Source organism: Eubacterium sp. AF34-35BH (genome assembly GCF_003477765.1).
Lineage (GTDB): Bacteria > Bacillota > Clostridia > Lachnospirales > Lachnospiraceae > Eubacterium_G.
Genome location: NZ_QUDZ01000002.1, coordinates 346,375 through 372,975 on the forward strand (window position 1 = coordinate 346,375; position 26,601 = coordinate 372,975).

Below are 26,601 nucleotides of genomic sequence, written 5' to 3' on the forward strand. Positions count from 1 at the left end.
TTCTCCTATTAAGAAATTATTCTCCTGCAAATAAATTTTGTTAATCAACAACTGCATATTTGCTTCTGTATGTGCTCCATTTTGTATAAACTTTTTTGTTTTTCTTAAGTTTATAGCCTCTAATTTTTACTTGGAAATTAATTATTTCACTGCCATTAATTTTTGCATTAACTTTAAGCACTTTCTTTTGTAATTTCTTGCTAAGCTTGTTACCCTTAAGTGTAGATTTAATGTAAACCTTATTTTTAGGAGCATTTTCATCAATTACTTTTATTGTTACCTGATAACCTTTTGCACCTGTAATTTTATTCCATCTCTTGTAGCTTAGAAGATATGGTTTAATGCTTGTAAAAGTTTTGTTGTAGTTTAATTTAACATTTGTGTCAAATGCCATCTTTCCAAGTTTCATGCCTGTCTTTAAATTAACTGATTTAATTCCTGCGCCACTGAATCCATATTCACCTATTTTCTTAATCTTACTAAGGTCAATTTTTTCAAGTAATTCACATGATTTAAAAGCATTGTCACCAATAACAGTTACATTATTTAAATTAACTGTCTTTAATTTCTTGCATCCACTAAAAGTTCCATCGTTAATCTTTGTCACATTTTTAGGAATAACAACATCCTGAATTTCAGTTAAAGCAAAAGCTCCTTCTTTAATTTCCTTAATATTGTCTGTAAATGTAATCTTACTTAATTTTGTTCCTGCAAATGCACCGTTCCAAATACTTTCAATGGTATCAGGTACAGTAAATTCTGAAAGTTCTTTTTGTTTTGGGTAACCATATAATCTCTTTCCGTCCTTTGATACTAAGGCTCCCTCAACAACTTTGTACTTTGGATTATCCTCAGATACAACAATGTTTTTCAAATTTGTCATATCAGGTATAGGTCCAATATAGTTTTCGTCCAAATACATTTGTGTATATGTTACGTTTTCTTCCATATTCTCAATGTTAGTAAGTTCCTCAACATTTTTTGTTTCTGCTGCTGATAACTTAAGCCCCCATTCTCCTGTTGCTGTTATTGCCAGTGCAAATGCCAACATAACAGATAACATTTTTTTAGTTACTTTTTTCATGGTCCTCTCCTCCTTCTTTTTATGTTTAACTATTATACGTAATGTAATACTATTTTATTGCAGTCATTAAAAGTTTTTTTATATTTTTTGCTTTTTTATTTCAACTTTCCTTTTTTTAATTTATATATGTAAATACTTGTGCACCATATGCTGTCGATTTTATACAACCACTTCCATATTTACTTTTCAAGAAAGTATTTCTATCAATAGCACCTGTTCCCCAACCATTAGTTCCATTTGCATCTGGTTCTTTTCTCGAATTAGATATAACAAATCTATTTGCCTTGAATCCATCAGTGTATTGACTTTTTATAGTATCGTTAAATGTAGACAAAATACCATGGTGTTGAATTTTTAAGTCATTTGCGGCCAATTGAACATTTTTATTTCCCATTTTGTTTGTGTCAAGTAATCGTTGGCAACTTTCCTTTTCTCTTTTTCTATACGATTATTATCTACTTTTTTGTATGCCAAATAAACCCTGTCGGGTTTCTCTTTATGTTTTTTAACAGAATACTTTCTTAAATATTTTTCTTGATTCAGTCTGCACTGCATCCCTTATCGGTACATTTCCATTCATTAAGTCAATGTATCTGTTTCCCTTTCCGTCTTTTTTCGGAGCCTTTGCTGCACTTATGGTTTCTATTATTTCCTGCATCTGCATCGTGAATACCAGTCCGTCTGTATATCTGTCTATAGTTTCTATCAATTCCCTGTTTTCCCTTCGATACAATGCCTTTGCCAGGTTATTTGCTCCTGATTTTGACCATCTCATTCTACGATGTTTCATTCTTAATGTTATTACCGTACAGTTCTGGTTTTCCTGAACTCCCAACCCCTTATATACCATTCCTTTTGGTGGGGCAGATATTTCTATTCCCCTTTTGTCATAAGGTAACAGTCCTTCTTTGTTATTGGCAAGATATTTATATAACTTCATTGCTTTATTACTTCGGTTGTCTTTTTCATCCGGACTTTCAACACTTGTTGCGTATATCTGGATGTATTTAAGCATTTCTTCCATTTTCTCTTCCTCAAACAGTTGCCTTATGTCTGTCTGTGCCTTCTTATCCGTTATTTTTCTCAGTATTTCCTGATATATGTGATAACGGTCAAGCTGAAAAATTACATCAGGATCGTATTCGTCTTTTATCCAACTCCCTCCATCTCCGTTAAGTATTCGCTGTCCGATTTCATCAGCATTGTATTTCTTTCTGATGCATGCCTCACGTTTTTGGTGAAACTCACTGCTTTCTTCCATTCCCGCAAGCATGTGTTTTCCCACAAGAGTGCTTCGTTTCTGTTTTTCCTTTTCCTCATCCCAACCTTCATACATCGTGAAAACTTTCATTTCCTGCTTCTTTGTCTTTTTATGCTTTTTGTCCTGCATGTTCAGCCACACACCGTCCATTTCCTCAAACAGCACTGGTATCTCCCTTTTCCCTTCCGACTGATCCGCATTCATCTGTTTTACCGCATGTTTTTCTTCCTCACTTATTTTTTCTCCAAGACGCTGTATCACGTTCCACACACCTGCGGCACTTATGCTCTGACCGCACGTACTGCTTATTGTTTCCGCAGTTACACGATATGGTGTCTCCGTTACCGCCATTACAATCTTTTCCGCAAGATTTTTGGAAATCATACCTATCTTATCCATCTGCATTGCCTCATCCAACAGATATACATATGCCTTTTCTCCATCCGGTGTGATTGTTCCGTATATTCTCCGACTGTATTCAACAGTACCGTAAACTGTCTTTATGTTGGTTTTTCTTTTTCCCTTATCCCTGTAAGATTTTCTTTCTCTTTGTTTTGCAAGCTCGTCATCATATGTTTCCAGAATCATCTTTGTAATTTCACAACCAAGTTCACATACATGTTTAAACACTTTTTTCTCTAACTCCTTGAAAGAAATCTCTTTTTCAGCTAAACTATTAAACATCATACAGCCTCCTTTACGTATTTTTCTGAGCAGTTAATATCATAAATAAAAAAATGGGAAGTGGTTTTTTCTACTTCCCATTTTTTTATTTATTTTTTGCCAACTAAAATTTTACACTAACCTCCCTTCTGTTCGTTGTTTCGTTGCTCCACTTTGTATAAATTTTCTTTTTGTTCTTTTTAGTGTATGCCCTAAAGCTAAATTTTGCATCTGCGTTTTTTATCTTCCACTTTTTAACTATCTTATTCATTTTCTTTTGAGTTTTTCCATAAGCCCGCATGTAACTCTTTTTTGTATTAACAATCAGTGTTTTGTTTTTTTTCTTATTCTTGCTATCAAATATTTTTATTTTAAGCTGATATCCCTTTGCATTGGCAACCTCATTCCACATGTATCCTGTAAACATATATGGTTTTATTTTTTTGAAAGAAATACCATAGTCAAATGTTGGCATACAGTCAAATGTATCCGCACCTATTTTGATTCCATTTGTTAAGTACACCTTTTTTAAATTAGTTTTTCCCCAAAATGCAAAACGACTAATCTTTTTTAATTTTTTTCCTGTTACCGTTTTTAAGTTTTTGCATGAATAAAAAGCACTTTTTCCAATACTCTCAACATTTTTTAAATCTATTGTTTTTAGTCCATTACAATAATTAAAGCATCTTGATTTTATTTTTTTTACATTATTAAGGTCTATGTTCGTTATTTTGCTGCTTGAAAAAGCCGCAGCCCCTAATGTTTTAACTTTATCCGGAATCTTAACTTCTAAAATGCTACTACCGTCAAACGCCTTTTGAGAAATAGTATTAATCTTATTCCCCATTTTCACTTCTTTTATTGCAGTTTCCTTAAAAGCCATCTTTCCTATTTTTTCAACAGTTTCCGGTATTGTGTAGCTGCCTCCTACATTTTTCTTCCTTGGGTAATATAATATCTGTTTCATGTCTTTTGAAAAAACAACGCCATCAACTGATGCATATTTAGGATTGTCTTTATCTATTGTGATTTTTTCTGTGCTATTTATGAAAACATGAAATAACTTTTCCAGACTTCCTGTGTAGTTTTTTCCGATTACTATTTCCCTGTAATCTCCCGGATTATTCAACTGGTCAATTTTTTCAATATTCACACTATCATAGATTCTTTCAGAGGCATTTGCCAAATTTGGTTTCATAACCAAAGAAGTTACTACTGCCATAAACATTATAAAACTACTTTGTAATATTTTTTTCATATTATCACCTGCTTTCCTTTAATTAGTATAAGAATATTCATCTATCTTGGTTTTATTTGCAGTAATTGTAAGTAAAAAGTCACTTCTATTACCAAATACACTTCGAATCATATCATTTCTAAACTTTTCCGGTTCTTCAAGCTGATCCATTGTTCTGGCATTTGTAATGTAATATCTGGATGCATTATATTTATTCTTATATATATCATTGGTTTCTTTGTTTGGTTTAAGATTAGCATTTTCTTTTGTGTGTTCTATATAATTAATAATTATTCCATGATGCTGCAGTTTTAAAACATTTGTATTCAACATCTTTTTAGCATCATCTTTACTGACCTACGAAACTATTCTATTAATTATTTTGTTATAAACATCTCCGGTAAATAAATATTTTCTTGTTCCACATTCCAAACGACACATAATCGAACGATTATTTTCGTACTGATTAGGTTGTTTTTTTGCAACATCTGCATCACTAGCCAAGCGAAACGGTCTGTAAATATACAATGTTGCATCCCCTATTTTTTTCTTTACCGTTTTTGTTTCAGTCTTTGCATCCTTCGCATTCAATGTATATATGTACTCTAAGTTTTTAAAATTAGTTTTTGCTTTATTTAAGTTATTGATTTTGGTTATTAAGCTTTTATAGCCACTCTTATTACAGCCTTTGTTAGCAGTTATGTCATCGTGATTTTTCTGTCTTATAAATGTCTGTATCTCTATATTGGGATTGGCTATAATTGAATTTAATCCGTTATAATGATCATTATGATGATGTGTTAATATCATGTATTTAATCTTTAATTTACTTAAGCCTCTTTTTTTCCTTAGACTCTCTAAATATTTTTCACACTTGGAATCAACACCTGCATCTATCAAGGCATATTCACCATTATTCTCAATTAAAATTGCATCTCCTCTTGCAATTTTCTTTTCATTATCTTCTATAATCTCTTGACCACCATTTGCAATAAAATGAACCCTTGTGGTATATTTAGTAGCCTGCGTTGCAATTTTGCCATTACCACTAGTTCTTATAATTTCTGTTTCGCAAGGCGATTCCTCATCTTCCGACATTTCATTAATTTTTTCTATTTCCTGCTCACTATAATCTCCTTCTCTGTCCTGTACTATACTAGCTTTTGTATCCTCCTGATATTCCTGTACTGCCTCTACATTAACATTACCACTTATCATGCACATAGCCATTACCGATATTACAGTTCTTTTTAGTATCTTTTTCATATTATCACCTGCTTTCTAACACCATTCAGAATCAACTGTGTCATATGTCATATAATCGCTCCAATTTGTATATATTTTCTTATTTTTCTTATACTTAAAAGCTCTTACTTTTGTTTTTATGATATATTCTTCGTATTCAGAAAAGAAATATATTTTTCCAAATTTGTTGATAGTAAAATTATATTGAAGCTCTTTCAATTGCTTTGTCATTTTTCTTTCAATTTTATTATCAAACTCATTAGATTTAACTGTTCCCTTTACGGTTCTTTTATCTTTTGGGCATGACATGTCTTTTATTATTACTTTAACTTCATATCCTTTAGCTGCCTTGATTTTATACCATTTATAACAGCTATAAACATATGGTTTTATCTGGGTAAAACTCTTTTTATGCTTAATTGAAACGTTGGATTGAATTGCATGAATCTCTAGTTTTACTTTTTGCTTAATAACAATCTTTTTTAACCCTGTATTTTCAATTCCATGGCGGTCAACTTTTTTAACATTATCCATTTTCAAATTTTTTAGTTTTTTACAATATGTAATTGCTTTATATCCTATATATTTTACTTCAGACAAATCCAGACTTGTTAGTGTTGAGCAATTATAAATAGCATCTGATTCAATACTTTCAACACCATTAGGCACAACAAAGCTGTTTGTTTTTTCACTTGGAAGATAATATAGTTTTTTTCCGTCTTTTGAATAAAGTACCCCATCAATTGCCTTATACTTAGGATTATCCTGTGATACAACAAATGATTTTGTACAATTTACAGTTACCTGATTTAAGTTAGTCCTAATATCATAAACATAATCTTTATCAATATATATTTGATCATATAATGTATCATCTTTTATGTTTTCGATATTAGTCAATTCTTTAACTCTTTTCACCCCTTTTCCTTTAACTTCCGTAAATGGTGCAATTATAATACTTAGTGTACAGATTATCATTGCTAAAACATTAATAGTTGCTAATAGTTTTGCTGATTTCTTATTCTTCATGACAATACCTCCTTTTGTTTATACTTTTTAAACGTAGATAACGACCAAAATATTGCAGCGAAAATTTTTTTGCAAAAATTTTTTTTGAGTTTTTTTAGCAAAGGTTTAGTAAATTTTTTAGTAAAATTTTAAATTTGCTATAATTGGTTAAAAATCTTACGTTACAAAAAAAACCACAATCTCTTTATAAAGGGACTGTGGTTAGGTTAATTTAGTATTACATATACTTTTTAATTATAAAATTCAAGCCTTTCACATCCCATTTTCTATTTCTCCGTTCACTTTTAATGTACTTAAATATTACCATTTTTTTCCATATATGTATACCATTTTTTATTATTTTCTTTTGTTCCAATAAGTCTCCACAATAAAAGACTGCCGCTAAGCGACAGCCTCCTTATTTTTTTATTCTATTAAATCCTGTCCACGCATTCCAATTTTAGGTCCGCCTGTTCTGTTAATATATTCCTCTGTTACTGTAACTGTTCCAATGTGTGGATCCTTTGGAATTTCGTACATTATATCCAACATAAATTCTTCAATAATAGATCTTAATGCTCTTGCACCTGTGTCTTTTTCAATTGCCTTTTTCGCAATTGTTTTAAGTGCTCCTTCTGTAAATTCAAGTTTTACTTCATCAAGTTCAAGGAGTTTTTGATACTGTTTAATAATGGCATTCTTTGGCTCTGTAAGAATCTTTACAAGCATTTCCTCGCTTAATCCATCTAAAGTAAATACAATCGGAAGTCTTCCAAGAAATTCCGGTATCATACCAAATTTTCTTAAATCTTCTCCTGTTACTTTTTTCATTACAGACTTATCATTGTCGTATTTGTCGCTTAAGTCGCCTAAGAAACCAATTGCTGACTGTTTGTTCAAACGTTCTTTAATAATACCCTCTAAATCAGGGAACGCGCCACCACATATAAACAGAATGTTTTTTGTATTAACTGTTGCAAGTGGCACCATTGCATTTTTGCTTGTTGCACCAACAGGTACTTCCACTTCGCTACCTTCTAAAAGTTTCAACATTCCCTGCTGAACAGACTCACCACTTACATCACGACTTCTGGCTGAATCTTTCTTGGCAATCTTATCAATTTCATCAATGAAGACAATACCTGTTTCTGCTCTTTCCACATCGTTATCTGCTGCTGCAAGAAGTTTTGATATAACGCTTTCTATATCATCGCCAATGTATCCGGCCTCTGTAAGAGATGTAGCATCTGTTATGGCTAGTGGCACATCCAATAATTTTGCTAAAGTTTTAACTAAATATGTTTTACCACAACCTGTAGGTCCAATCATTAACATATTAGATTTTTCAATTTCGATTTCGTCCATTGTGTTTGTTGCAACTCTCTTGTAGTGGTTGTATACTGCAACAGACATTACTTTCTTTGCATAGTCCTGACCAATTACATAATCATCCAATTTTTCTTTTATAATATGAGGTGCAGGAATTTTATTTATATCAAATATCGGTTTGCTTTCTTCGCTTTTTTTCTTTTTCTTTAACTTCTGTTTATTAGGAATTTCCCTTTTAAAATCCTCAGGGTTCATCATGTGTATGCCCGGCATATTTAAAAGATTCTTCAAATCTTCATCGCTAATTTTTACATTCATTCCCATTCCCATATTCTGAAAACTGTCAAAACTTTTCTGAAGGCAGTCTGCACATACACAAATGCCTCCCGGCATATCTATCATTTTACCTGCTTTGCTTTCAGGTCTTCTACATACATAACAAATTTTTTCATATTCATCTTCCTTGTTGTCTTCACTTTGAGAATTATTATCACTGCTCTGTTGTTCAGTTACTTTTTTATCAGCATCCTTATCCTGTGATTCATTAATTTCATTTTCATTTTTTTCAAGTTCTTTATCTAAATTCTTATCGCTCATATAAGTACCTCTCTTTTTGTCTTTTTCACCTATGGAGTTTATCACATTTTTTAATACAGAAAAAGACTAAGTTATTCATTTTTTCTGAACTAACTTAATCTTTTTCCACATATGATATATTTAAATAATGAATTCTATTACTAACTCTCACTCAAGATGCAAGTTTCAATTAAATTCTAATAAGAAATTGTAAATTTGTGATTTCTCATTGTAATTTACTGCTCTGCCTGAGTTTCTGAATTTGTTACATCGCTTCTCTTTCCAAGTGTTACTGTAACTTCTTTTTCCTTGTAAGTTCTTCCACTTGCGTAGGCAATAGTAACTTTAATCTTTTCTCCCGGCTGGTAGTATTGAATAATGCTCTGAAGTGATTCCATTGAATCTACTTCCTGACCATCAAATTTTCTAATAATGTCGCCAGACTGGATTCCTGCCTTGTCTGCAGGGCCGTTCTTTGTTGTTTCATATACATAAACACCTGTTGGCATCTGATATGCTTCTGAAATATCTGATGTTACATCATACTTACTTGTTATACCAAGATATCCCTGCTTGTCGGCAGCTAATTTCTGTCTTGTTGTCTTTGTTTCAAGATTGCTGATGATGCTCTTAACTGATGTAATAGGAATTGCAAATCCCATTCCTTCTACACTGGCACTTGTTGATGAACCACTTGATGAATATTTTGCAACGTTTATTCCAATAACTTCACCTTTTGAGTTTAATAATGCTCCACCACTGTTACCACCGTTAATAGCTGCATCTGTCTGTAAAAGCTTCATTGTTTTATTTTCAATATTTGCTTCTCTATCCTTAGCACTAACGATACCTGTTGTAACTGACTGGCCATATCCTAATGCATTACCAATGGCAACAACGCCTTCGCCAACGCTTACCTTGTCTGAATCTCCTAATGTTGCTTTCTTAATTGTATTTAAGGTAGCCTTTGGTATATCTTTTAACTTAACTGCTACTACTGCAACGTCCTTAGTTGAGTCTGTTCCTTTAATATAACCGTCAACTGCCTTGTCTGAACTCATGCCATCAAACTGAATTTTTAAGCTGTCAGCATCTTCGATTACATGGTTGTTAGTTACGATTAATAATTCGCTATCTGTCTGGTCAACAATAATTCCTGAACCTGCTGCCTGCTGTTCGTATGTGCTACCTTTGCTGTTTCCATCACCACCGCCAAAGTAATAATCATAAATTGAATCATAATTATTTGACTGCATAACTGTTGTACTTGTAATTGCAACAATTGATGGCATTGTGTTACTAACCACTTTTGATACATCTGTTACAACAACTGAACCTGACGTACTTGATGAATCTGAAGTATCAGTAGAATTAGTTGATCCTATATCAGCATACTTCTCAGCAGTTGTTTCCTTTGTTGATGAAATATTTGTTGTCCCTGAGTTTACGCCTAAAATAAAAGTAATTGCTGCAGTACATCCAACTATAATAACTACTGCTGCTACAGCTATTATTACTGCTATCATTCCTTTATTATTTTTTTTGTTGTTCTGTCCATTATTTTGGTTGCTGTCCTGGTTGTTATAATAATTATTGTTATCCTGATTCTGATAATAATTATTATTGTCACCGTTTTCATAATATCCGTTTGTATTCTGCTCTGACATGGTAACCAATCTCCTTTCACACTTTATTGTTTATCGTATATCTAGAAGTATAAAGTCGATATGTGATTATTTTGTGTTTTAAATGTTAAAATAAAACGTTTTAGTAAAAATCACTTTTCCCTTTGTCATCATAGTCAAAGCTACTTTCAGTTGTTTCAGGCTGCTTGCCATCTTTAGAAGTAGAAGTTCCATCTACTTTTTCTGTTGGATTAAATCCTGCGCTGTTTTCACTAATTCCTGTTTTTGAAGTTACTGCATAATCTACAGAATTAACATTCTCTGTAGGAACATAATTCTTTTCACCATAAAGATACTCATGCAATTTAGAAACATTATTGCTTAATCCACTTGCCACAACATAACTTGTGCGATCAAATGTTCCTGTCTGTAATGTTGATGGGAAACCTGTACTTCCTGACAACTTAAAATCAAAAATGATTGGTAACAAATTAACAATTTCATCAAATTTAAAACTTGTTGTAATAATCTGTCCCTTTGCATTTTTATCATTTAATACTGTTTCGACCATTCCCTGAAGTTCGCTTACGCCGGCTTTTTTAGCTTTTTCTACTAATTTTTCCATTACAGAACGCTGACGTGCTGCTCTTCCGAAATCGTCTGAAACAGGCTCGCCTGTCTTTGGATCGTAGAATGTTGCTTTTCGTATTCTACAATATGTTGTTGCCTGTATTCCATTTAACTTAATATTTTTTCCGCTATGTGCAACCTGTGGTGCATACTGACCTGTTGAGCTAATTGTACTCTTTAAATGGTGATTAAGCTGTGCAAGTTCATCGTCAGTTAAATTAACTGTTATACCACCTAATTTAGTAATGATGTCTGCAACGCCACCGAAATTAACTGTTACATAATCTTTCAAGTCCAAATCTAAATTCAGATTCAAAGTGTTAATGGCACCTTCCGGACCACCGTAAGAATATGCTGAATTAACTTTGAAGTATTGGTTAATTGTTCCTGTCTTGTCACAAATTCCAAGCATTGTGTCCCTGTAAACAGATACCATCTTAACTTCTTTTGTTGTGTTGTGAATACTAACAATTAAAATAGAATCACTGTTTGATGTGTCAACTTCACCTTCTCTTGAATCTACACCAAACAAAACAAAGTTTGTGTATTCCTGTGAATAGTTGTATTTTAATTTGTTAGTCTTTAAATTCTTGCTGTTAAAATTCTTATCTAATACGCTGTCTGCATACGCCTTGCTTCCCATCCAGGATATAAACTTCTTTCCTATAGAAGTTGTTGCTGCTGCTTTTACCAATTCTGTTTTAACACCTGGTACAAACATAACTACTGCAACTGAAATAAAAATTATTCCAAAAATCACTTCTAAGGTAGTCATTATTCTTCTGAATATCTTTAGTTTTTTTAATTGTTTACCTGGATTTTTAATAGTCTTATTAGAACTCACCGGCTTTCTCCTATCATATGTTTTTTATTTATTTATCATTATATCCATTTGGATTCTTTTTCTGCCAATTCCATGAATCTTCGCACATTTCCTTGATTCCGTTTTTAGCTTCCCAGCCAAGTTCTTCCTTAGCTAATGTTGCATCTGAATAACATTCAGCAATATCGCCTGCTCTTCTTGGTGCAATTACATACGGAATTTCTTTTCCTACAGCCTTACTTACATTGTTAATTACATCAAGTACGCTGTATCCTTTTCCTGTACCTAAGTTGTAAATCTTAAGACCAGGATTTTCTTCAATCTTCTTAATTGCCTTAACATGACCGTCTGCTAAATCTACAACATGGATGTAATCTCTTACGCCTGTGCCATCAGGTGTTGGATAATCATTTCCAAAAACATTAACCTGTGGCAACTGACCAATTGCAACCTTCATTACATAAGGCATTAAATTGTTTGGTATACCATTTGGATCTTCACCCATTAAGCCACTCTTATGTGCACCAATTGGATTAAAGTAACGAAGTAAAATAACATTCCATTCAGGATCTGCTTTCTGAATATCTGTTAAAATCTGCTCAAGCATTGACTTTGTCCAACCATAAGGATTTGTACACTGGCCCTTTGGACATTCTTCTGTAATAGGTACTTCTTCAGGATCACCGTAAACTGTTGCTGATGAGCTGAATATAATATTCTTAACACCATATTCTCTCATAACTTCACACATATTTATTGTTCCTGAAATATTATTCTTATAATATTCTAATGGCTTTTCTACAGACTCGCCTACTGCTTTTAAGCCTGCAAAATTGATTACTGCAAAAATTTTATTTTCTTCAAAGATTTCTCTCATCTTTGGCTGGTCTGCAACATCTGCCTCATAGAATTTTACATCTTTTCCTGTAATCTGTTTAACTCTATTAAGCGATTCCTTTGAAGAATTGCTTAAATTGTCCACAACCACTACATCATAACCTGCATTTAATAATTCAACACAAGTATGACTTCCAATATAACCTGCACCACCTGCTACTAAAATTGTACTCATACAACCTTTCCTCCTGTTTACTCTTTACCGGTTGCTGTAACATCTTTTTCTTTAATTTCAACCGGTACCTTTACCTCTTCAGTTACAATTACTTTGTCAGGTAAAGTTAGCTGAACTACAACATTATGTTTTCCTGTTGCTAACTTTTCTACATTGATAGTTGCCGTAATATCACTTGTTTTTAGTTTAGATATTGCATCACTATCACCCTGCACTGTGAACTTAACACTATCTAATACTTTAGCGTTAGTATTATCTTCATTTATAATTTTAATATTTGAAGATTTTATAGTAATTTTCTTAGTTGCTAATTTACTTATTTCTATTTCAACTGTAACGTTAGAACCACCTGAAATAGTTATTCCCTCAGGAATGTATTTTGTTAAATCAATAGTTTTTGAATAATTTTCAGTTTCTTTTGATATATCAATATCATCACTTAATGTTATCTTATCAATTGTAGCTAACACATCACTGCTACCAACTAACTTAACTTTGTTTGTTGAAAGCAAGGTGCTCTTTACTTCATAGCCTTCAGGTGGATTGCCAATTTTTCCAAGTTCAACAGGTACTTCTTTTTCCTGGGCAATATCTACTGTTACCTGAACTTTTTTGCTGGACATTGTTACATGACCTGTTTTGATAACATTACCATCATTATCATACATAACCAATGGGCATTTCTTTGTAAAGGTTGTACTATTGCCTTCTAGTTCACATTCAGCCACTACCTTTGAAATATTCTTCAATATTGAAGTAGGTGCCTTAATAGAAATAGTATTCTTTGAAAGGGTATAACCATTTGCTACATAGCCTGAAGCAGCACTTCCGCTATACTCAACATGAACATCAAAATTCTGCTTTTCCATCTGTTCAACATTAATCATCAAAGTTTGCATAGACTGTTTCTCAATGGTCACTTTTCTGGCAATTGAGCCCTGCTTAGCTGATACTTCAATTGGAACTGAATTAACTTTTGATAGTTCCTTTAAAGAAGCAATAGCCTTAAAATCATCTGCTGATAAATTTCCAACAACAGATCTTTTGCCTGAAATAGTTATGTTTACATATTTATCGTTTTTAACTTCATATACCATGTCCAAATCACTAATAGCCTCTTCATGTGTCACCGTTACCGGTACGCCATATATAACTACAGTTTTTTCAGGATCAGTTATATTTATTACAGTAAGCCAAATTAATGTGGCAATAATCACCGCAACAATTTTAACGCCTACATTATGTGTTAATGATTCTTTAATCTTCATCATCATTTTTTTCATTGCGGTCCCTTCCTTTCCAAAATTTCTTCTTATCTTTTGTTTCAACTTTGTCCTGGGCCTTTATTAATTCATTTTTCAATACTGCGGTGTCTGCATATCTTATAAGCTTGCCATCTCTTGCAATAGAAATACTACCATTTTCTTCAGACACAATAATAACAACACAGTCACTAACTTCGCTTAAGCCTAGTCCTGCTCTATGTCTTGTACCTAAATCCTTGCTTAAGGATATGCTGTCTGATAATGGCAAATAACATGTTGCCGCTGTAATTCTGTCTCCTTCAATAACAACTGCACCATCGTGTAATGGTGTGTTCTTCTCAAAAATATTTACAATCAACTGGCTTGTAATTCTTGCGTCCAGTCTGATTCCTGTTTCAATATACTGGCTTAAGTCGTGATCTCTTGAAATTACCATCAACGCTCCAGTTTTTACCTTTGCCATTTCGAGAGTCGCTCTTGTAATTTCTTCGATTGTCTTGTCACTAAATCTCTCATTTTCTAAATTATTTCCTAATTTGAACAATTTGAAGAATACATTTTTCTTTCCTAATTCTTCCAGTGCTCTACGAAGTTCAGGCTGGAAAATTATTACAATTGCTATTATTCCTGCACTTAATGTTTTATTTATAATCCATTGAAGAGTTGTGAGGTGGAAAATAGTTGTTATTACCATAAAAATAACAATCATAAAAATTCCCTTTAGTAAAGTCCAGGCTCTACTTTTTCTAAACCATAAGATTACATAATAGCAAAGTACGGAAATAATGACAATTTCAAAAATATCACTTGGATATATCTCCGGAATTGTAAGATATTTTTCAAAAAAATTATGTATATAATCTAATGCTGTTCCCACTGTTCTCTCCTTTCTTCTTATTCAAAACCAATAAATATCTATATTATTACTTAATTATACTTTTCCACCAACATATTTATTTCACATAAATATATTTATTTTATGAAATATAAGTAAACTTTTTTGCTGTCCCATAAAAAGTATTAAATTAAGCTCTCTTGTTTCCTTTTCCTTTTTTTCTTCTTTGAGCATTGATTCTCTTTACATTCATCTCAGGTGCTGCCACATTCATCTTTGGTACAGCCTTAACGTAATAGTAATACTCATCATCTTCAAACTGTGTATGCTCAGTTCTTGAATAGTCCACTGAAAATACAAAGAACTGCACTACAAAGGCAATCACCAATGAAATAAGTGTTCCGATGACCGTCCATGCAACTGAATTGTCATTTTTTAAGACTAAATTGCCAACTAAAATAACAACAAATTCAAGCACACTTCCCGTAATTATGGCAATTGTCCACGCATTGTCAATTGATAATCTTTTAATTGAATAAACTACCAACGTTGTAATTGTAAAGGCTATAATTGCCAAAATCATTTCAGTGTTACTGTTAATCATATTAATAATTGAATTAATGTTTGCAGTGCTTATTGCTCCGCTTGAGCTTCCTGTTAAAGCAGAAAGATTCTCACTAATTATATAAATTATATAGTAGATAATTGTTCCAAATATAACCGAAACAACTGCTGCCGGAGTACAAACCAAACCGGCAATAATAGGTACTATATAAGGGATTTTTAAGAAAAATGCCAAAGGCACAAATACTAAAAGCATCCCCTGTTTTGGTGAAAATCTGAAAAATAACAAAAACATAATCATCATTATGATTGCAACCATACCACCAAGTTCCACAGATACTGCAAATATATTCATAACTATATCCACAGCCAAAACTAAAGTAATGGCTCCCCAAGGAAGAAATGCGCATATAACAGCTACGCCAAGCACTACAATCCATGAGGATAACAAATCCATATAACCTACGTTTGCCTTTATAAGTAGTAATGAAATCAATCCGGCAAGGAATCTTATAATTGGTCTAACTACAAATTCATAACTACCATAAAAATTTTTAATCTTCTCTTTTAACTCAATAAGGGATGTCATTATTCTTCCCTGCCTCCTTCTTCTAATTCATTAATAATCGCGTCATATTCTAACTCTTGTATTCTATGGAGTGTTTTCAAATCTCCGTTGTATTCTTTAAGGTTCTTTCTTGTTTTCCTAAACTTATGTGAAAAAAATGCATAACTAAACATCATGTACACCACAGTTGCTGCAATGTAAATAATTACTAAAACAGTAACCAATGCTACTATTTTTCCTGTAGTTGTCAGCGTGGATATCATTCTGTCTGAGCTGTACATAATCCATAATGCTAAGCAAAGCAAGTAAGCAAATGTTATACAAAAAAATGAACTTACCATTTTTAATAACATATAATCACTTTTAAAATACTTGCTTGATTTTATTTCTTTTTTCCCATTTTTCTGTTCGTATAGTGACAATTTTGTCATTAAAGTAATTTTTTCGTTATTTAACATATACCTTATACCTCAGCATTTTTTCAAATGGGCACAAAAACCCATAGTTATTTTCTATTTTAGCATAAGCCTCTTTTTAGTGCAACAAATAAGCGTATCCAAAGATCAATCTCCATTACTAACTTAATAACAGTTACCTTTTAGTACGCTTATTTTTCTTAATTTCATATTTCTTTTTTAATTTTATATTTCGCCTATTTTTTCATAACCATTTTCATCTAACTTAACAATGATGATACCACAGTTTTTCTGCAGACCGCCACTCCAATATTCCTTAATAGGATGATTTACAACATGACACATTATTCCTTTATTCATTGCGCCATGCCCTGCAATAAGAACATTGCTTAACTTATCTTTCTGTGGCTCAATAATTTCTTCCATAAACTCTTTGGTTCTCTTGCACACATCATGTAGCGACTCTCCACCTTCCGGTGGCTGATAATTGCCCGGGTCCTCGAAAAATTTGTATATTGGACTGTTCTTATCTTTCTTTAACTCCAAGGAACATTTTCCTTCATTAATTCCAAAGTTCACTTCTCTTAATCTGTCGTCCTTAATAATCGGTATATCCCTATCACCTCTTAGTATACAGGCTGTTTCGTAGGCTCTTTTCAATGGTGAACTGTACACAATGTCGAAGTCAACATCTGCTATTTGTTTTGCTCTCTCGTATGCAATCGCTCTACCGTCATCGCATAATTCAATATCTCTGCTTCCCTGAAGTAGTCTTGACTTGTTCCAAATTGTCTCGCCATGTCTTGCAATATAAATATTCATTTCTGTAATCTCTTTTCTGTTAATTTTGTCAATTATAATCCTAAATATTCTTTAGCACGAATATTAATTCATTTGTAATTTCGTATATTTGTCATTGTTAGTAATTTAACCAATTTTTATTGTATATTCTTTTTGGAATTTTTCTTTTGGTTCAACTAAATTAATGCCCGGTTTAGTGGCAAGTTCTTTATCAAAGCCATAATTATCACAACGACCTACCCATGGTTCTAAACATACAAAAGGTGCATCTTTAACTGACCAGATTCCGTAATTTGGAAAATCTTTTGCCAACATTCCAACACGTTTTCTGCCGTCTTTGTAGCACAACCAAACTTCTTCTATCTGTGTATTATCAAAAACTAATGCATCATTTTCAAACATTTCGTCATTTAATGGGCATGTTTCGTCTTCAAGTTCAAGCTGATAAACTTTGTCAGGCAAAGCTGTTCCTGTTTCCTTATCTAAAAGAATATAGTCAAGCTGCTTTTTGCCCGGGAATTTCAAAACATAATCTGTTTTCACATCTCCTTCTTTAAACATAAATGCCGGATGTCCTCCAATTGTGAAAGGTATTGTCACACTGTCAGTATTTTCCACTTTCCAGTTTACATGTATGTCTTTATCCTTAATTTCATAAGAAATAGTCAATATAAAATCAAAAGGATAAGCCTTCTTTGTTTCCTCTGTAGCTTCTAACTTAAATACACCTTTATTTTCACTGCTTTCAACGCTCTTAAAAACATTATCTCTTGCAAAACCATGTTGAGAGGTTTCGTAAATCTTTCCATTAATCAGGACCTTGTTTCGAAAATTCTTTCCTACATTTGGGAATAAAATTGGAGAATGTCTCTTCCAAAATTTAGGATTTCCATCCCACAATATTTCTGTTTTATTTTCCTTATCATAAATTCTTGTTATTTCTGCCCCAAGTTCATTTACTTCAACTAATATTAAATCATTTTCAATTATCATAAAAATATCCTTACCCTTTCTTCGATGTTTAACTCATCTAACTTTTCATGCCATTACTTTTGCACAATTCCATTACTCATATACAACAATGTATAGCATAAAACCGCTTTTCTCTATTATTAGTCTACATAATTTTTCCCATATATACAATAGTGGTGATGTTATTTCCTAACACCACCACTACTTATTACTTAATATAATTTTAATTGCTAATTTATTCTACTTTCCCACCTTCAACAACAAGGTCGTCAGGATTTACCTGATCACCATATACAGGTTCAAGTGTTTCCTTGTAATCCTTGTGGAAGAATTTTTCTTTTGCTAATGCCTTTGTTTCATCGTTAAGCCATTTTAATAATGAGCTGTTACCCTTTGATACAGCAGGTGCAATTGTCTGAGTTTCTCCAATTGACTGAACTCCTACAGAGAAGCCTTTGTTCTTAAGAGCCCAAGCTAACACTTCTGTGTTATCTGTTGACATTGCATCTCCTCTGCCGTCTAATAAAGCATTGTAGGTCTCTGTATACTGGTCAAATTTTACTAACTGTACATCAGGGTAATTCTTTTCGAAGTAAGCTTCTGCTGTTGTTCCCTTTGCGACAATAAGTTTCTTGCCTTTTAAATCATCAACTGACTTAATAAGTGCCTTGTCTGGCGATACAACACCTAATGCAACTTTCATGTATGGAAGTGCGAAATCAACTGACTCTGCACGTTCATCTGTTACTGTAAAGTTTGCAAGTATAATATCAACCTTACCTGTCTTTAAATATTCAACTCTGTTAGCTGCTTCTGTTGAAACAAATTCTAACTTAACGCCTAAGTCTTTTGCTATTCTTTTTGCAAAGTAAATATCGTATCCCTGATACTCACCTTTTTCATCTACGTAACCGAATGGGTTCTTGTCGCTGAATACACCAATTTTGATTGTTCCACTTTTCTTGATTTCATCGACTGTACGGTAAACCTTACCATTGTCTGTTTTTGCATCATTTTTAGAACCACATGCTGTTAATCCTGTCACAACTAAAACTGCTGCTAGTGCTAATGCTAAAATTTTCTTCTTCATAATTCTCTCTCCTTTTTGTTATTAATTTTTTATTTTATAAAAAACTGTATCTATATCCACGTACCAATTGCCTAATTATAAGAAAGTGCTTGGAGCCCGTCGGTTCATCAAGGCAGCGTAGTCGGCTTGATAGAACCGCTACGAGGCGGAAGCAGCGGGAGCGTGCTTTCGATAATTATGCAATTGGTACGTGAAAGATGGTTACAATTTATTTATTCAAAAACAAATGTGTTTAGGAATTTTCCTGCACGTTCTGTTTTCGGATTACTGAAGAACTCTTTTGGTTCCCCTGTTTCTACAATGTTTCCTCCATCTAAGAAAACAATCTTATCTGCTACAGCTTTTGCAAATTCCATTTCGTGAGTAACGATTAACATTGTTGAACCCTGTTTTGCAAGTTCTAACATAACGTCTAATACTTCTCTAACCATTTCAGGATCTAATGCTGCTGTAACTTCATCAAATAAAATTATTTCAGGATGCATTATTAAAGCTCTTACAATGGCTACTCTTTGCTTTTGTCCACCTGACAACTGTCTTGGATATGAATCTTTCTTATTTAAAAGTCCAACTCGATCAAGCAACTGTTCAGCTTCTTTGATTGCTTCCTGCTTATTTCTTTTTTGTGCTTTCACAGGTCCTAATATTACATTATCAAGAACTGTCATGTGTGGAAATAAGTCATAGCTTTGAAATACCATACCAATTTTCTGTCTGACCTCTCTCCAGTTTGCTTTTTTACCTGTGATTTCTTTACCGTCTAATAAAATCTTTCCTGACTGAATTTCTTCAAGACCATTGATACATCTGAGAAGTGTACTTTTTCCACATCCTGATGGTCCTATTAAAACAATAACGTCTCCTTTATATACATCCAGTGATACTTTATCTAACACCGGGCCATTACCATAATCTTTTACTAAATCCTGTATTTCTAACAGTTTCTCTTTTTCACTCAAATCTTTTCACCTTAATCCTTCCATTTTTTCTCAAGTCTGCCTGCCAACAATGAAATAGGCCAGCAAACAATAAAATATAGAAAAAATATTGTTCCATAAATCCACAAAGCTGCATCCGGTGCTGAGTATCTGTTTGCCTCAATAATCTGCTGTGCAACCTTCATTACTTCTACAACGCCAATTAAAACAATTAAAGAAGTTGTTTTAATCATTCTTGTTGTAAGGTTAATTGCTAATGGAATTAAACGTCTCAATGTCTGTGGAATAATAATATATCTGTAAATCTGTATTTTGTTTAATCCAATAGCCTCACCACTTTCATACTGATGCTTTGGAATTGATATTAATGCACCTCTTACTAAATCTCCCATTTCAGCAGTTCCCCAAATTGTAAATACAATTATTGAAGATGCTTCCCCTGATAAATTTATTCCGAAAGATTTTGTTAAACCGAAATAAACTAAAAACAGTAAAACAAGCTGTGGCATAATTCTTACAAATTCCAAATAAATTTTTGTTAAGGCTTTTGTAACCGGGTTCTTAATTGTCATCACCATTCCAAGAAGTACACCTAATATAATTGAAAGTACAACTGAAATTAATGAAATTCTAACTGTAACCCAAAGTCCTGAAAGAAGTCTTGCAAAATTGTCACCCATAAAGAGGACCCTAATTCCCAAATCCTGCATATCTTAATCTCCTTTCAAGTATTGTAGCAATAATTGATATAGGTAATAACAAAATTAAATATGCCACTACCAACATTAATAATGCTTCATCTGTTTTATAGTAAAGGGCTATAAGGTCTTTTGCCACATACATTAGATCTGCCAGTGCTACTGCACTAAACACTGATGTTTCCTTAATAAGAAAAATAATGTTTGCGCAAATTGCGGGTACCGACACTGACATTGCCTGTGGAATTATGATATTTTTCATAATCTGCGGCTGTGTAAGACCTATGCTTAACCCTAACTCTAACTGTGTCTTGTCAACTGATTCCAAACCACTTCTAAAACTTTCAGCCATGTAACTGCCACCTAAGAATCCAAGACCTACAATGGCACATGTTACTGAATCAAGTACAATGCCTGCCTTTGGCAAGCCAAAGTATAATAAAAATAACTGTACAATAAGTGGTGTATTTCTTGATAGCTCTATATAAATAGAAACTATTCTTTTTAATACAGGAACTTTATAATATTGTATATTTGCACAAATAAGTCCTACTACTACGGAAATTATAATTCCCACAACAGCTATGCCTAAAGTTAATTTAGCTGCTTCAACATACATAGGTATATATTCTTGTATAAATTCAATATCCACTGTTAAACTTCCTTTCACTTTATTGTTTTTATTGCATATCTGAATAGTATGATTTATCTGCATAAAAATTGGGAAGTTTAATTATAACTTCCCAAGATTGTAATCATATTTATTTGACAAATTAGTTTCTAATTTCTGACAAGTACAAATAAGGTATGACATAATCCTGGTGACAACACATCATACAACAACAGCAACTATTATTAATTAATGTATTCACTGTACTCATCAAAATTTCCTCCTAACTAACTTACTTCCAAAATTAATGTAGATTATAAAGAAATTCTCTTTTAAAATTTATATTCTGCATTGTGGATTACCTTAGCAGATGCATCACCTACTTTGACCAACCACTATATTTTATATAAATATCAATAAAAAATCAATTCCTTTATTTCCTACCAACTATATAGGATTATAATATCATAGTTCTACATTGTCAAGAAAATATTTAAAAAATTGGTGTAATCTCCTGAACTTTTATTCAAATATTTTTTTTGCGACTTTTACTTATATTCAATTTGAAAATAATCCAAATAAACTTTGTATCTATCCTGTGCTGTTAAACACGTGTCCGTTAAATAGCCTTTTTCATTGTTCCATTCTTTTAATCCACGATAGTAAAACATTTTCAAATCATCTTCTATGATGAAAGGCACAATATTATTTTTTAGACACTCTTTAAAAATAATCAATCTTCCAACACGACCATTTCCATCTTGAAAGGGATGTATTCTTTCGAACTTAACGTGAAAATCCAAAATATTTTCAAGAGACACTTTATCTATTCTATTGTATTCAAATAGCAACTTAGCCATTTCTTCCTGTACATTCTCCGGCAACGTTGTAGGTGTGTCACCCACCATGTTTCTTTGAGATTTGTATTCACCTACATTAAACCATTCCAATCTGCTATCGGAAGTTCCTGATTTTAATATTTTGTGTGCATTTTTTATCCATCTTTCATCTAATGTATCAAGTGCCGAGTCAATTAAAAAATCAAAGCATTGAAAATGATTAACTGCTTCTAATATATCATCAACATTTGCCGGTTCCTGCTCAACTCCAACTGTATTTGTTTCATATATATATCTGGTTTGTTCTTCTGTAAGCCTGCTTCCTTCTATGTGATTAGAATTATAAGCTAATTTGATTTGTGTCTGATGATAAATTCCACCCTTTAACTTTATCGCCTTTTCTTCTTTTAATTTTGCCAATAGAATATTTTCATCACATACTCTTTCTATTTCTATTAGTTCCCCTGGCTGACAATTTAAATAATTACAAATTAGTATAAGAGTGTTCATTGAAATAGGTTCATTTTTTGACAACTTTGCTAATGTTGCAGATGATAAATCTATCGCTTCCTTCAAAGCTGTCTTTGAAATATTTCTTTCTTTAAGCATATTAAAGAGTTTTTTATAAGATATTTTCATTATCATCACCTACCTTTATTTTATTATAGCATAAAACTTCACAAGCATAAACTTTATTTGATTTAATGTTTATATTTGTGAAGTTTTTTCCTTATATCCTATATATGTTTTTCTACTTGTATTTTATCTTTTATTTATTTTTATCCTGCTCCAATGAGTTAATTGCCACAGCTCCGTCTGCTACAGCAGTTACTACCTGTCGCAAGCTTTTTGTTCTAATATCCCCTGCTGCGTATATTCCGTCTATATTAGTTCTGCAATCTTCTCCTGCTATAACGTAGCCATTTTCGTTTGTTGCCACAACACCTTTTGCAAAATCACACTGGGGTTCCATACCAACAGCAATGAATATTCCTGAAATTTCTAATTCCATAGTTTCATTTGTCTTGTTAAATAAAGTAATTTTTTCTACCTTGTTGTTACCTGCAATTTCCCTTACCTGATATTCAGGCATAAACTGAATTTTTTCATTTTTTAAAACTTTATCCTGTAAGATTTTTGCTCCTCTTAATTCATTTCTTCGATGAATGAGATAAACTTTTTTGCAAATGTTTGCAAGATATAAAGCATCTTCAAGGGCAACGTCGCCGCCACCAACAACTGCTACTGTTTTATTTCTAAAGAAGGCTCCATCACATGTGGCACAATATGAAACGCCTGCTCCTGTTAATTCTTTTTCGCCTTTTACACCAAGCACTTTGTGTTTTGCACCTGTTGCAATTATTATGGCTTTTGTATTTATAACGTCACCATTTACCAATGTTATTTCTTTTATCTCGCCCTTATCTTCTATAGATGTAACCTGTCCCTCTACAAATGGCACCTTTAATTCATCTGCATGTTGTCTGAACTTAACGGACAAATCATAACCGTTTTCACCATACAAACCTAAATAATTATCAATTCTGTCTGTCGTAACAATCTGACCGCCACTAAACATTTCTTTTTCTATAACTACCTGGTCTATCATTGCCCTGCTGGCATATACTGCCGCTGAAAGTCCTGCGGGACCACTTCCAATAGTAACTAAATCTTTTATATTTTCCATATTACACCGCCTTATATTTTCTAATAATTTCTGCTGTTTTTTCCAAATCTTCCTTAGTATGTGCCGCCGAAATAAACATTGCCTCAAACTGTGATGGTGCTCATTACCGCCTCAGTTCCTGAGCTTACCATTCTTGTCATTTTCATTGATGGCATCAACTCTCTAATAAGTTTTGCTATTTCATATTCTTTTATCTACTGCCGTTCTTTAATCACAATTCTTTCATTACAATTTTTCATTACCTTGCTTTTTTATTTACATACTTTGCCTTGTATTTTGAATAAACAATTGTCTGATCTTTGTATAAACTGTAATATCCTGATAACGAGTAACTAACAGCAATGGCTATCAGATAATATGATACTCCGGAAAATCCAAACAATTCAAAGGCTATTAACATAGATGTGATTGGACAGTTTGTAACACCACAAAAAACAGCTACCATTCCTGAAGCTGTAGCAAGTGACGGTGGAAATCCTAAAATCTGTCCTGCCAGACAGCCAAATGTTGCTCCTACGCAAAAAGCTGGTACAATTTCACCACCTCTGAATCCTGCACGCATTGTGATTGCCGTCAAAATAATTTTCCAGAAAAAATCTAATGGGCGTACTTTTCCATATTCAATAGCTCTCGCGATTAATTCACTTCCGGCTCCCATATAATCTTTCGTATTCAAAAGAATCGTAATTCCAATAACAATTAAACTTGCAACAAATACTCTTATATAAGGATTTTTCAAATATTTTGTATACATCCCTGCAGCAAATTTTAAAGCTACACAAAACAAAATGCTAATCAAACCACACCCAGCAGCTATTATTAACATTTTAATGCCACTTTCAACACTAAGTTCCGGAATATTTACAACATGAAAGGATTCCGGATGAATCCCTATACCCGCAGCAAATTCTGAAGCAATAATTGATGCAACAACACATGGAAGCAACGCAGCGTAATACATTACACCAACACTAACAACCTCCATTGCAAACACCGCAGCCGCCATCGGTGTACCGAAAACAGCCGAGAATGCCGCACTCATACCGCACATTACCATAACATGATGGTCAAACTCATCTAAATGCACAATTCTTCCCAACTGATTTCCAATGCTTCCGCCAAATTGGATTGCCGCTCCTTCTCTTCCTGCAGAACCACCGGTTAAATGAGTAAGCAATGTTGCCACAAATATCAAAGGAGCTGATCTAAGAGGCACATCATCTTTCGATCTAATCGTTGATAAAACCTGATTCGTTCCTCCATCGTACTTATCAATCTTCTGATACATAAAAACAATAACCAGTCCTGCTATAGGCAAGCATAAAAAAAGCCATGGATTTTCACCTCTTGTTTTTGTAACCAGCTTTATACAACCGGCAAAAAAACTACTTGCTCCACCAACTACAACTCCTACAATAATTGCCAAAACAATCCATTTAACAAAATTGTTAATATCTCTTTTAATTCTCCCTGAATAAAATCTGTATAAAACTCTATTTCGATTTATTCTGTTTGTATCTTTTTCCAATTTTTCTCATCCTTTTCGTTTTTCCATATATAAAAATGCTTTAGTGTTACTTAATATTAATTTTCTTTCCTATTATATATTATTTTATAAATTTTATATATTATTTTATATATTCTTTTCTATATTCTTTTTTATTTTCTTTTTATATTTGCTTTTCTATATTTGCTTTTTTACATTTGCTTTTTTATTTTAGCATATAGTTTATATTTTTCCCATAATTAAGAACATATATCATTATTTAGTCAAAATCAATCGGAAAATTTATTTTACACAAAACTTCATTATTGACTAAATACTATTCATTTATGTACCTATTAATATATCTGTATCACTCTTTTACTTTTAACTTTTATCATTTTAACATAAAAGAAAAACTGTAGACATTACCGGGTAACATCTACAGTTTCACATAACAAATGCCCAGTTCCGGAATCGAACCAGAGACACGAGGATTTTCAGTCCTCTGCTCTACCAACTGAGCTAACTGGGCATTGAGTTGCGGGAATAGGATTTGAACCTATGACCTCCGGGTTATGAGCCCGGCGAGCTTCCAGACTGCTCCACCCCGCGCTGTTATTCTATTGTATTTCTTTTCTTGCTTTTTTGCAATACTGGGCAGAGAAGGATTCGAACCTTCGAAGGCGGTGCCAACAGATTTACAGTCTGCCCCCTTTGGCCACTCGGGAATCTGCCCATAATAACTTAGAAAGCGCTTTGCTTTTTTTAATGAACTTTACATGCTTGCTTGTATAAGTTTATTAAAAAAGGTAATGTCATTTGCAAAGCAAATGACAGTGAGCAAACACTGTTTGCGAACTGCCTTTCTAAGATTCCCTTTAAATCATCATTCATGACTTCTGAATCTTTGGCTTTTCTTAATGACTTTCTCTTTCCAAGAAAGCCGATGAACGGACTCGAACCGTTAACCTGCTGATTACAAATCAGCTGCTCTGCCAATTGAGCCACATCGGCGTATTTATTTTTTATCAACCTTTCTGCTCAATTGGCAGAGCCAAGCTTCCCTTGACCGCTCTCCTCTTATTGACAAAGTCAATAAGCCTGAATTGAGCCACATCGGCGTATTTATTTTCGATTGCGTGCCACTTGGAAACATGGTTTTCTTTTGGGATGCAATCATCTTCGGAAATGTATTCCACAAGGCATTTCTGCATTTAGTTGGACCTACAGGGCTCGAACCTGTGACCCCCTGCTTGTAAGGCAGATGCTCTCCCAGCTG

Annotated in this window: 24 protein-coding genes, 5 tRNA genes and 1 pseudogene (1 of these 30 only partly in view); all 30 read right to left on the reverse strand. The window is 33.0% G+C overall.

Annotated features, from left to right (window positions below):
* Positions 1-40 precede the first annotated feature (40 nt).
* Positions 41-1,084, reverse strand: a complete 1,044-nt coding sequence (locus tag DWZ69_RS03510) for a leucine-rich repeat domain-containing protein (RefSeq protein WP_117998697.1) — start codon at positions 1,082-1,084, stop codon at positions 41-43.
* A gap of 115 nt (positions 1,085-1,199) precedes the next feature.
* Positions 1,200-1,478 (reverse strand): hypothetical protein, encoded by a 279-nt coding sequence (locus DWZ69_RS03515; protein ID WP_117998698.1) that lies wholly within the window; start codon positions 1,476-1,478, stop codon positions 1,200-1,202.
* A 111-nt stretch (positions 1,479-1,589) separates the two neighbouring features.
* Positions 1,590-3,032 (reverse strand): ISLre2 family transposase, encoded by a 1,443-nt coding sequence (locus DWZ69_RS03520; protein ID WP_117998699.1) that lies wholly within the window; start codon positions 3,030-3,032, stop codon positions 1,590-1,592.
* Between the two features lie 100 nt (positions 3,033-3,132).
* Positions 3,133-4,266 carry a leucine-rich repeat domain-containing protein gene (locus tag DWZ69_RS03525; RefSeq protein ID WP_117998700.1) on the reverse strand — a complete coding sequence of 378 codons (1,134 nt, stop codon included), beginning with the start codon at positions 4,264-4,266 and terminating at the stop codon, positions 3,133-3,135.
* An 18-nt stretch (positions 4,267-4,284) separates the two neighbouring features.
* Entirely contained in the window at positions 4,285-4,578 is a 294-nt protein-coding gene (locus DWZ69_RS03530) for a hypothetical protein (protein WP_118436183.1), read from the reverse strand.
* A 24-nt stretch (positions 4,579-4,602) separates the two neighbouring features.
* Positions 4,603-5,511, reverse strand: a complete 909-nt coding sequence (locus DWZ69_RS03535) for an MBL fold metallo-hydrolase (RefSeq protein WP_118436185.1) — start codon at positions 5,509-5,511, stop codon at positions 4,603-4,605.
* Positions 5,512-5,526: 15 nt separating this feature from the next.
* Positions 5,527-6,519, reverse strand: coding sequence for a leucine-rich repeat protein (locus DWZ69_RS03540; RefSeq protein WP_117998702.1), 993 nt, complete (start codon positions 6,517-6,519; stop codon positions 5,527-5,529).
* 405 nt (positions 6,520-6,924) lie between these two features.
* The gene (gene clpX / locus DWZ69_RS03545) at positions 6,925-8,424 is read right to left on the reverse strand and encodes an ATP-dependent Clp protease ATP-binding subunit ClpX (protein ID WP_117998703.1); all 1,500 of its coding nucleotides are present in this window, start codon (positions 8,422-8,424) and stop codon (positions 6,925-6,927) included.
* Positions 8,425-8,639: 215 nt separating this feature from the next.
* A complete protein-coding gene (locus tag DWZ69_RS03550) occupies positions 8,640-10,070 on the reverse strand; it encodes a trypsin-like peptidase domain-containing protein (RefSeq protein ID WP_117998704.1) in 1,431 nt (476 codons plus the stop codon).
* Between the two features lie 100 nt (positions 10,071-10,170).
* Positions 10,171-11,502 carry an LCP family protein gene (locus tag DWZ69_RS03555; protein ID WP_117998705.1) on the reverse strand — a complete coding sequence of 444 codons (1,332 nt, stop codon included), beginning with the start codon at positions 11,500-11,502 and terminating at the stop codon, positions 10,171-10,173.
* 28 nt (positions 11,503-11,530) lie between these two features.
* Positions 11,531-12,553: a UDP-glucose 4-epimerase GalE gene (gene galE / locus DWZ69_RS03560; RefSeq protein ID WP_022164769.1), complete on the reverse strand. Its 1,023-nt coding sequence runs from the start codon at positions 12,551-12,553 to the stop codon at positions 11,531-11,533.
* Between the two features lie 17 nt (positions 12,554-12,570).
* Positions 12,571-13,836 (reverse strand): CdaR family protein, encoded by a 1,266-nt coding sequence (locus tag DWZ69_RS03565; protein WP_117998706.1) that lies wholly within the window; start codon positions 13,834-13,836, stop codon positions 12,571-12,573.
* Entirely contained in the window at positions 13,811-14,695 is an 885-nt protein-coding gene (gene cdaA / locus DWZ69_RS03570) for a diadenylate cyclase CdaA (protein WP_243002552.1), read from the reverse strand. The genes DWZ69_RS03565 and cdaA overlap by 26 nt, the downstream gene beginning before the upstream one ends.
* 148 nt (positions 14,696-14,843) lie before the next feature.
* Positions 14,844-15,806 carry a hypothetical protein gene (locus DWZ69_RS03575; protein WP_117998707.1) on the reverse strand — a complete coding sequence of 321 codons (963 nt, stop codon included), beginning with the start codon at positions 15,804-15,806 and terminating at the stop codon, positions 14,844-14,846.
* Positions 15,806-16,243, reverse strand: a complete 438-nt coding sequence (locus DWZ69_RS03580; RefSeq protein WP_117998708.1) for a hypothetical protein — start codon at positions 16,241-16,243, stop codon at positions 15,806-15,808. The genes DWZ69_RS03575 and DWZ69_RS03580 overlap by 1 nt, the downstream gene beginning before the upstream one ends.
* A 183-nt stretch (positions 16,244-16,426) precedes the next feature.
* Positions 16,427-17,023 (reverse strand): histidine phosphatase family protein, encoded by a 597-nt coding sequence (locus DWZ69_RS03585; protein ID WP_117998709.1) that lies wholly within the window; start codon positions 17,021-17,023, stop codon positions 16,427-16,429.
* A gap of 105 nt (positions 17,024-17,128) precedes the next feature.
* Positions 17,129-17,995 carry an aldose 1-epimerase family protein gene (locus DWZ69_RS03590; protein WP_117998710.1) on the reverse strand — a complete coding sequence of 289 codons (867 nt, stop codon included), beginning with the start codon at positions 17,993-17,995 and terminating at the stop codon, positions 17,129-17,131.
* 214 nt (positions 17,996-18,209) lie between these two features.
* The gene (locus DWZ69_RS03595; protein ID WP_117998711.1) at positions 18,210-19,064 is read right to left on the reverse strand and encodes a cysteine ABC transporter substrate-binding protein; all 855 of its coding nucleotides are present in this window, start codon (positions 19,062-19,064) and stop codon (positions 18,210-18,212) included.
* Between the two features lie 212 nt (positions 19,065-19,276).
* Complete coding sequence (locus tag DWZ69_RS03600) at positions 19,277-20,023, reverse strand: amino acid ABC transporter ATP-binding protein (protein WP_117998712.1); 747 nt, start codon at positions 20,021-20,023, stop codon at positions 19,277-19,279.
* 11 nt (positions 20,024-20,034) lie between these two features.
* The gene (locus tag DWZ69_RS03605) at positions 20,035-20,712 is read right to left on the reverse strand and encodes an amino acid ABC transporter permease (RefSeq protein ID WP_117998713.1); all 678 of its coding nucleotides are present in this window, start codon (positions 20,710-20,712) and stop codon (positions 20,035-20,037) included.
* Positions 20,693-21,352, reverse strand: a complete 660-nt coding sequence (locus tag DWZ69_RS03610) for an amino acid ABC transporter permease (RefSeq protein WP_022164761.1) — start codon at positions 21,350-21,352, stop codon at positions 20,693-20,695. Before DWZ69_RS03610 ends, DWZ69_RS03605 begins: the two co-directional genes overlap by 20 nt.
* 506 nt (positions 21,353-21,858) lie before the next feature.
* A complete protein-coding gene (locus DWZ69_RS03615) occupies positions 21,859-22,605 on the reverse strand; it encodes a Fic family protein (protein WP_347474992.1) in 747 nt (248 codons plus the stop codon).
* Positions 22,606-22,794, reverse strand: a pseudogene (locus tag DWZ69_RS12375) (helix-turn-helix transcriptional regulator); the annotation flags it as partial. It lies immediately after the preceding gene.
* A 124-nt stretch (positions 22,795-22,918) separates the two neighbouring features.
* On the reverse strand, positions 22,919-23,836 hold the full coding sequence (locus DWZ69_RS03620) for an FAD-dependent oxidoreductase (protein ID WP_117998715.1): 918 nt from the start codon (positions 23,834-23,836) through the stop codon (positions 22,919-22,921).
* A 238-nt stretch (positions 23,837-24,074) separates the two neighbouring features.
* On the reverse strand, positions 24,075-25,364 hold the full coding sequence (locus DWZ69_RS03625) for a chloride channel protein (protein WP_117998716.1): 1,290 nt from the start codon (positions 25,362-25,364) through the stop codon (positions 24,075-24,077).
* Positions 25,365-25,781: 417 nt separating this feature from the next.
* A tRNA-Phe gene (locus DWZ69_RS03630) sits at positions 25,782-25,854 on the reverse strand.
* Between the two features lie 6 nt (positions 25,855-25,860).
* A tRNA-Met gene (locus DWZ69_RS03635) sits at positions 25,861-25,934 on the reverse strand.
* Between the two features lie 42 nt (positions 25,935-25,976).
* Positions 25,977-26,058 (reverse strand) — tRNA-Tyr (locus tag DWZ69_RS03640).
* Between the two features lie 205 nt (positions 26,059-26,263).
* Positions 26,264-26,336, reverse strand: a tRNA-Thr gene (locus DWZ69_RS03645).
* A 204-nt stretch (positions 26,337-26,540) separates the two neighbouring features.
* A tRNA-Val gene (locus tag DWZ69_RS12155) sits at positions 26,541-26,601 on the reverse strand (it continues 64 nt past the right edge of the window).

Coding starts and splice junctions, on each gene's coding strand:
- clpX (WP_117998703.1), bottom strand. CDS start 8,424: ATGAGCGATAAGAATTTAGATAAAGAACTTGAAAAAAATGAAAATGAA.
- DWZ69_RS03620 (WP_117998715.1), bottom strand. CDS start 23,836: ATGGAAAATATAAAAGATTTAGTTACTATTGGAAGTGGTCCCGCAGGA.
- DWZ69_RS03580 (WP_117998708.1), bottom strand. CDS start 16,243: ATGTTAAATAACGAAAAAATTACTTTAATGACAAAATTGTCACTATAC.
- galE (WP_022164769.1), bottom strand. CDS start 12,553: ATGAGTACAATTTTAGTAGCAGGTGGTGCAGGTTATATTGGAAGTCAT.
- DWZ69_RS03515 (WP_117998698.1), bottom strand. CDS start 1,478: ATGGGAAATAAAAATGTTCAATTGGCCGCAAATGACTTAAAAATTCAA.
- DWZ69_RS03520 (WP_117998699.1), bottom strand. CDS start 3,032: ATGATGTTTAATAGTTTAGCTGAAAAAGAGATTTCTTTCAAGGAGTTA.
- DWZ69_RS03590 (WP_117998710.1), bottom strand. CDS start 17,995: ATGATAATTGAAAATGATTTAATATTAGTTGAAGTAAATGAACTTGGG.
- DWZ69_RS03595 (WP_117998711.1), bottom strand. CDS start 19,064: ATGAAGAAGAAAATTTTAGCATTAGCACTAGCAGCAGTTTTAGTTGTG.
- DWZ69_RS03565 (WP_117998706.1), bottom strand. CDS start 13,836: ATGAAAAAAATGATGATGAAGATTAAAGAATCATTAACACATAATGTA.
- DWZ69_RS03585 (WP_117998709.1), bottom strand. CDS start 17,023: ATGAATATTTATATTGCAAGACATGGCGAGACAATTTGGAACAAGTCA.
- DWZ69_RS03510 (WP_117998697.1), bottom strand. CDS start 1,084: ATGAAAAAAGTAACTAAAAAAATGTTATCTGTTATGTTGGCATTTGCA.
- DWZ69_RS03550 (WP_117998704.1), bottom strand. CDS start 10,070: ATGTCAGAGCAGAATACAAACGGATATTATGAAAACGGTGACAATAAT.
- DWZ69_RS03525 (WP_117998700.1), bottom strand. CDS start 4,266: ATGAAAAAAATATTACAAAGTAGTTTTATAATGTTTATGGCAGTAGTA.
- DWZ69_RS03575 (WP_117998707.1), bottom strand. CDS start 15,806: ATGACATCCCTTATTGAGTTAAAAGAGAAGATTAAAAATTTTTATGGT.
- DWZ69_RS03530 (WP_118436183.1), bottom strand. CDS start 4,578: ATGTTGAATACAAATGTTTTAAAACTGCAGCATCATGGAATAATTATT.
- DWZ69_RS03605 (WP_117998713.1), bottom strand. CDS start 20,712: ATGCAGGATTTGGGAATTAGGGTCCTCTTTATGGGTGACAATTTTGCA.
- DWZ69_RS03535 (WP_118436185.1), bottom strand. CDS start 5,511: ATGAAAAAGATACTAAAAAGAACTGTAATATCGGTAATGGCTATGTGC.
- DWZ69_RS03540 (WP_117998702.1), bottom strand. CDS start 6,519: ATGAAGAATAAGAAATCAGCAAAACTATTAGCAACTATTAATGTTTTA.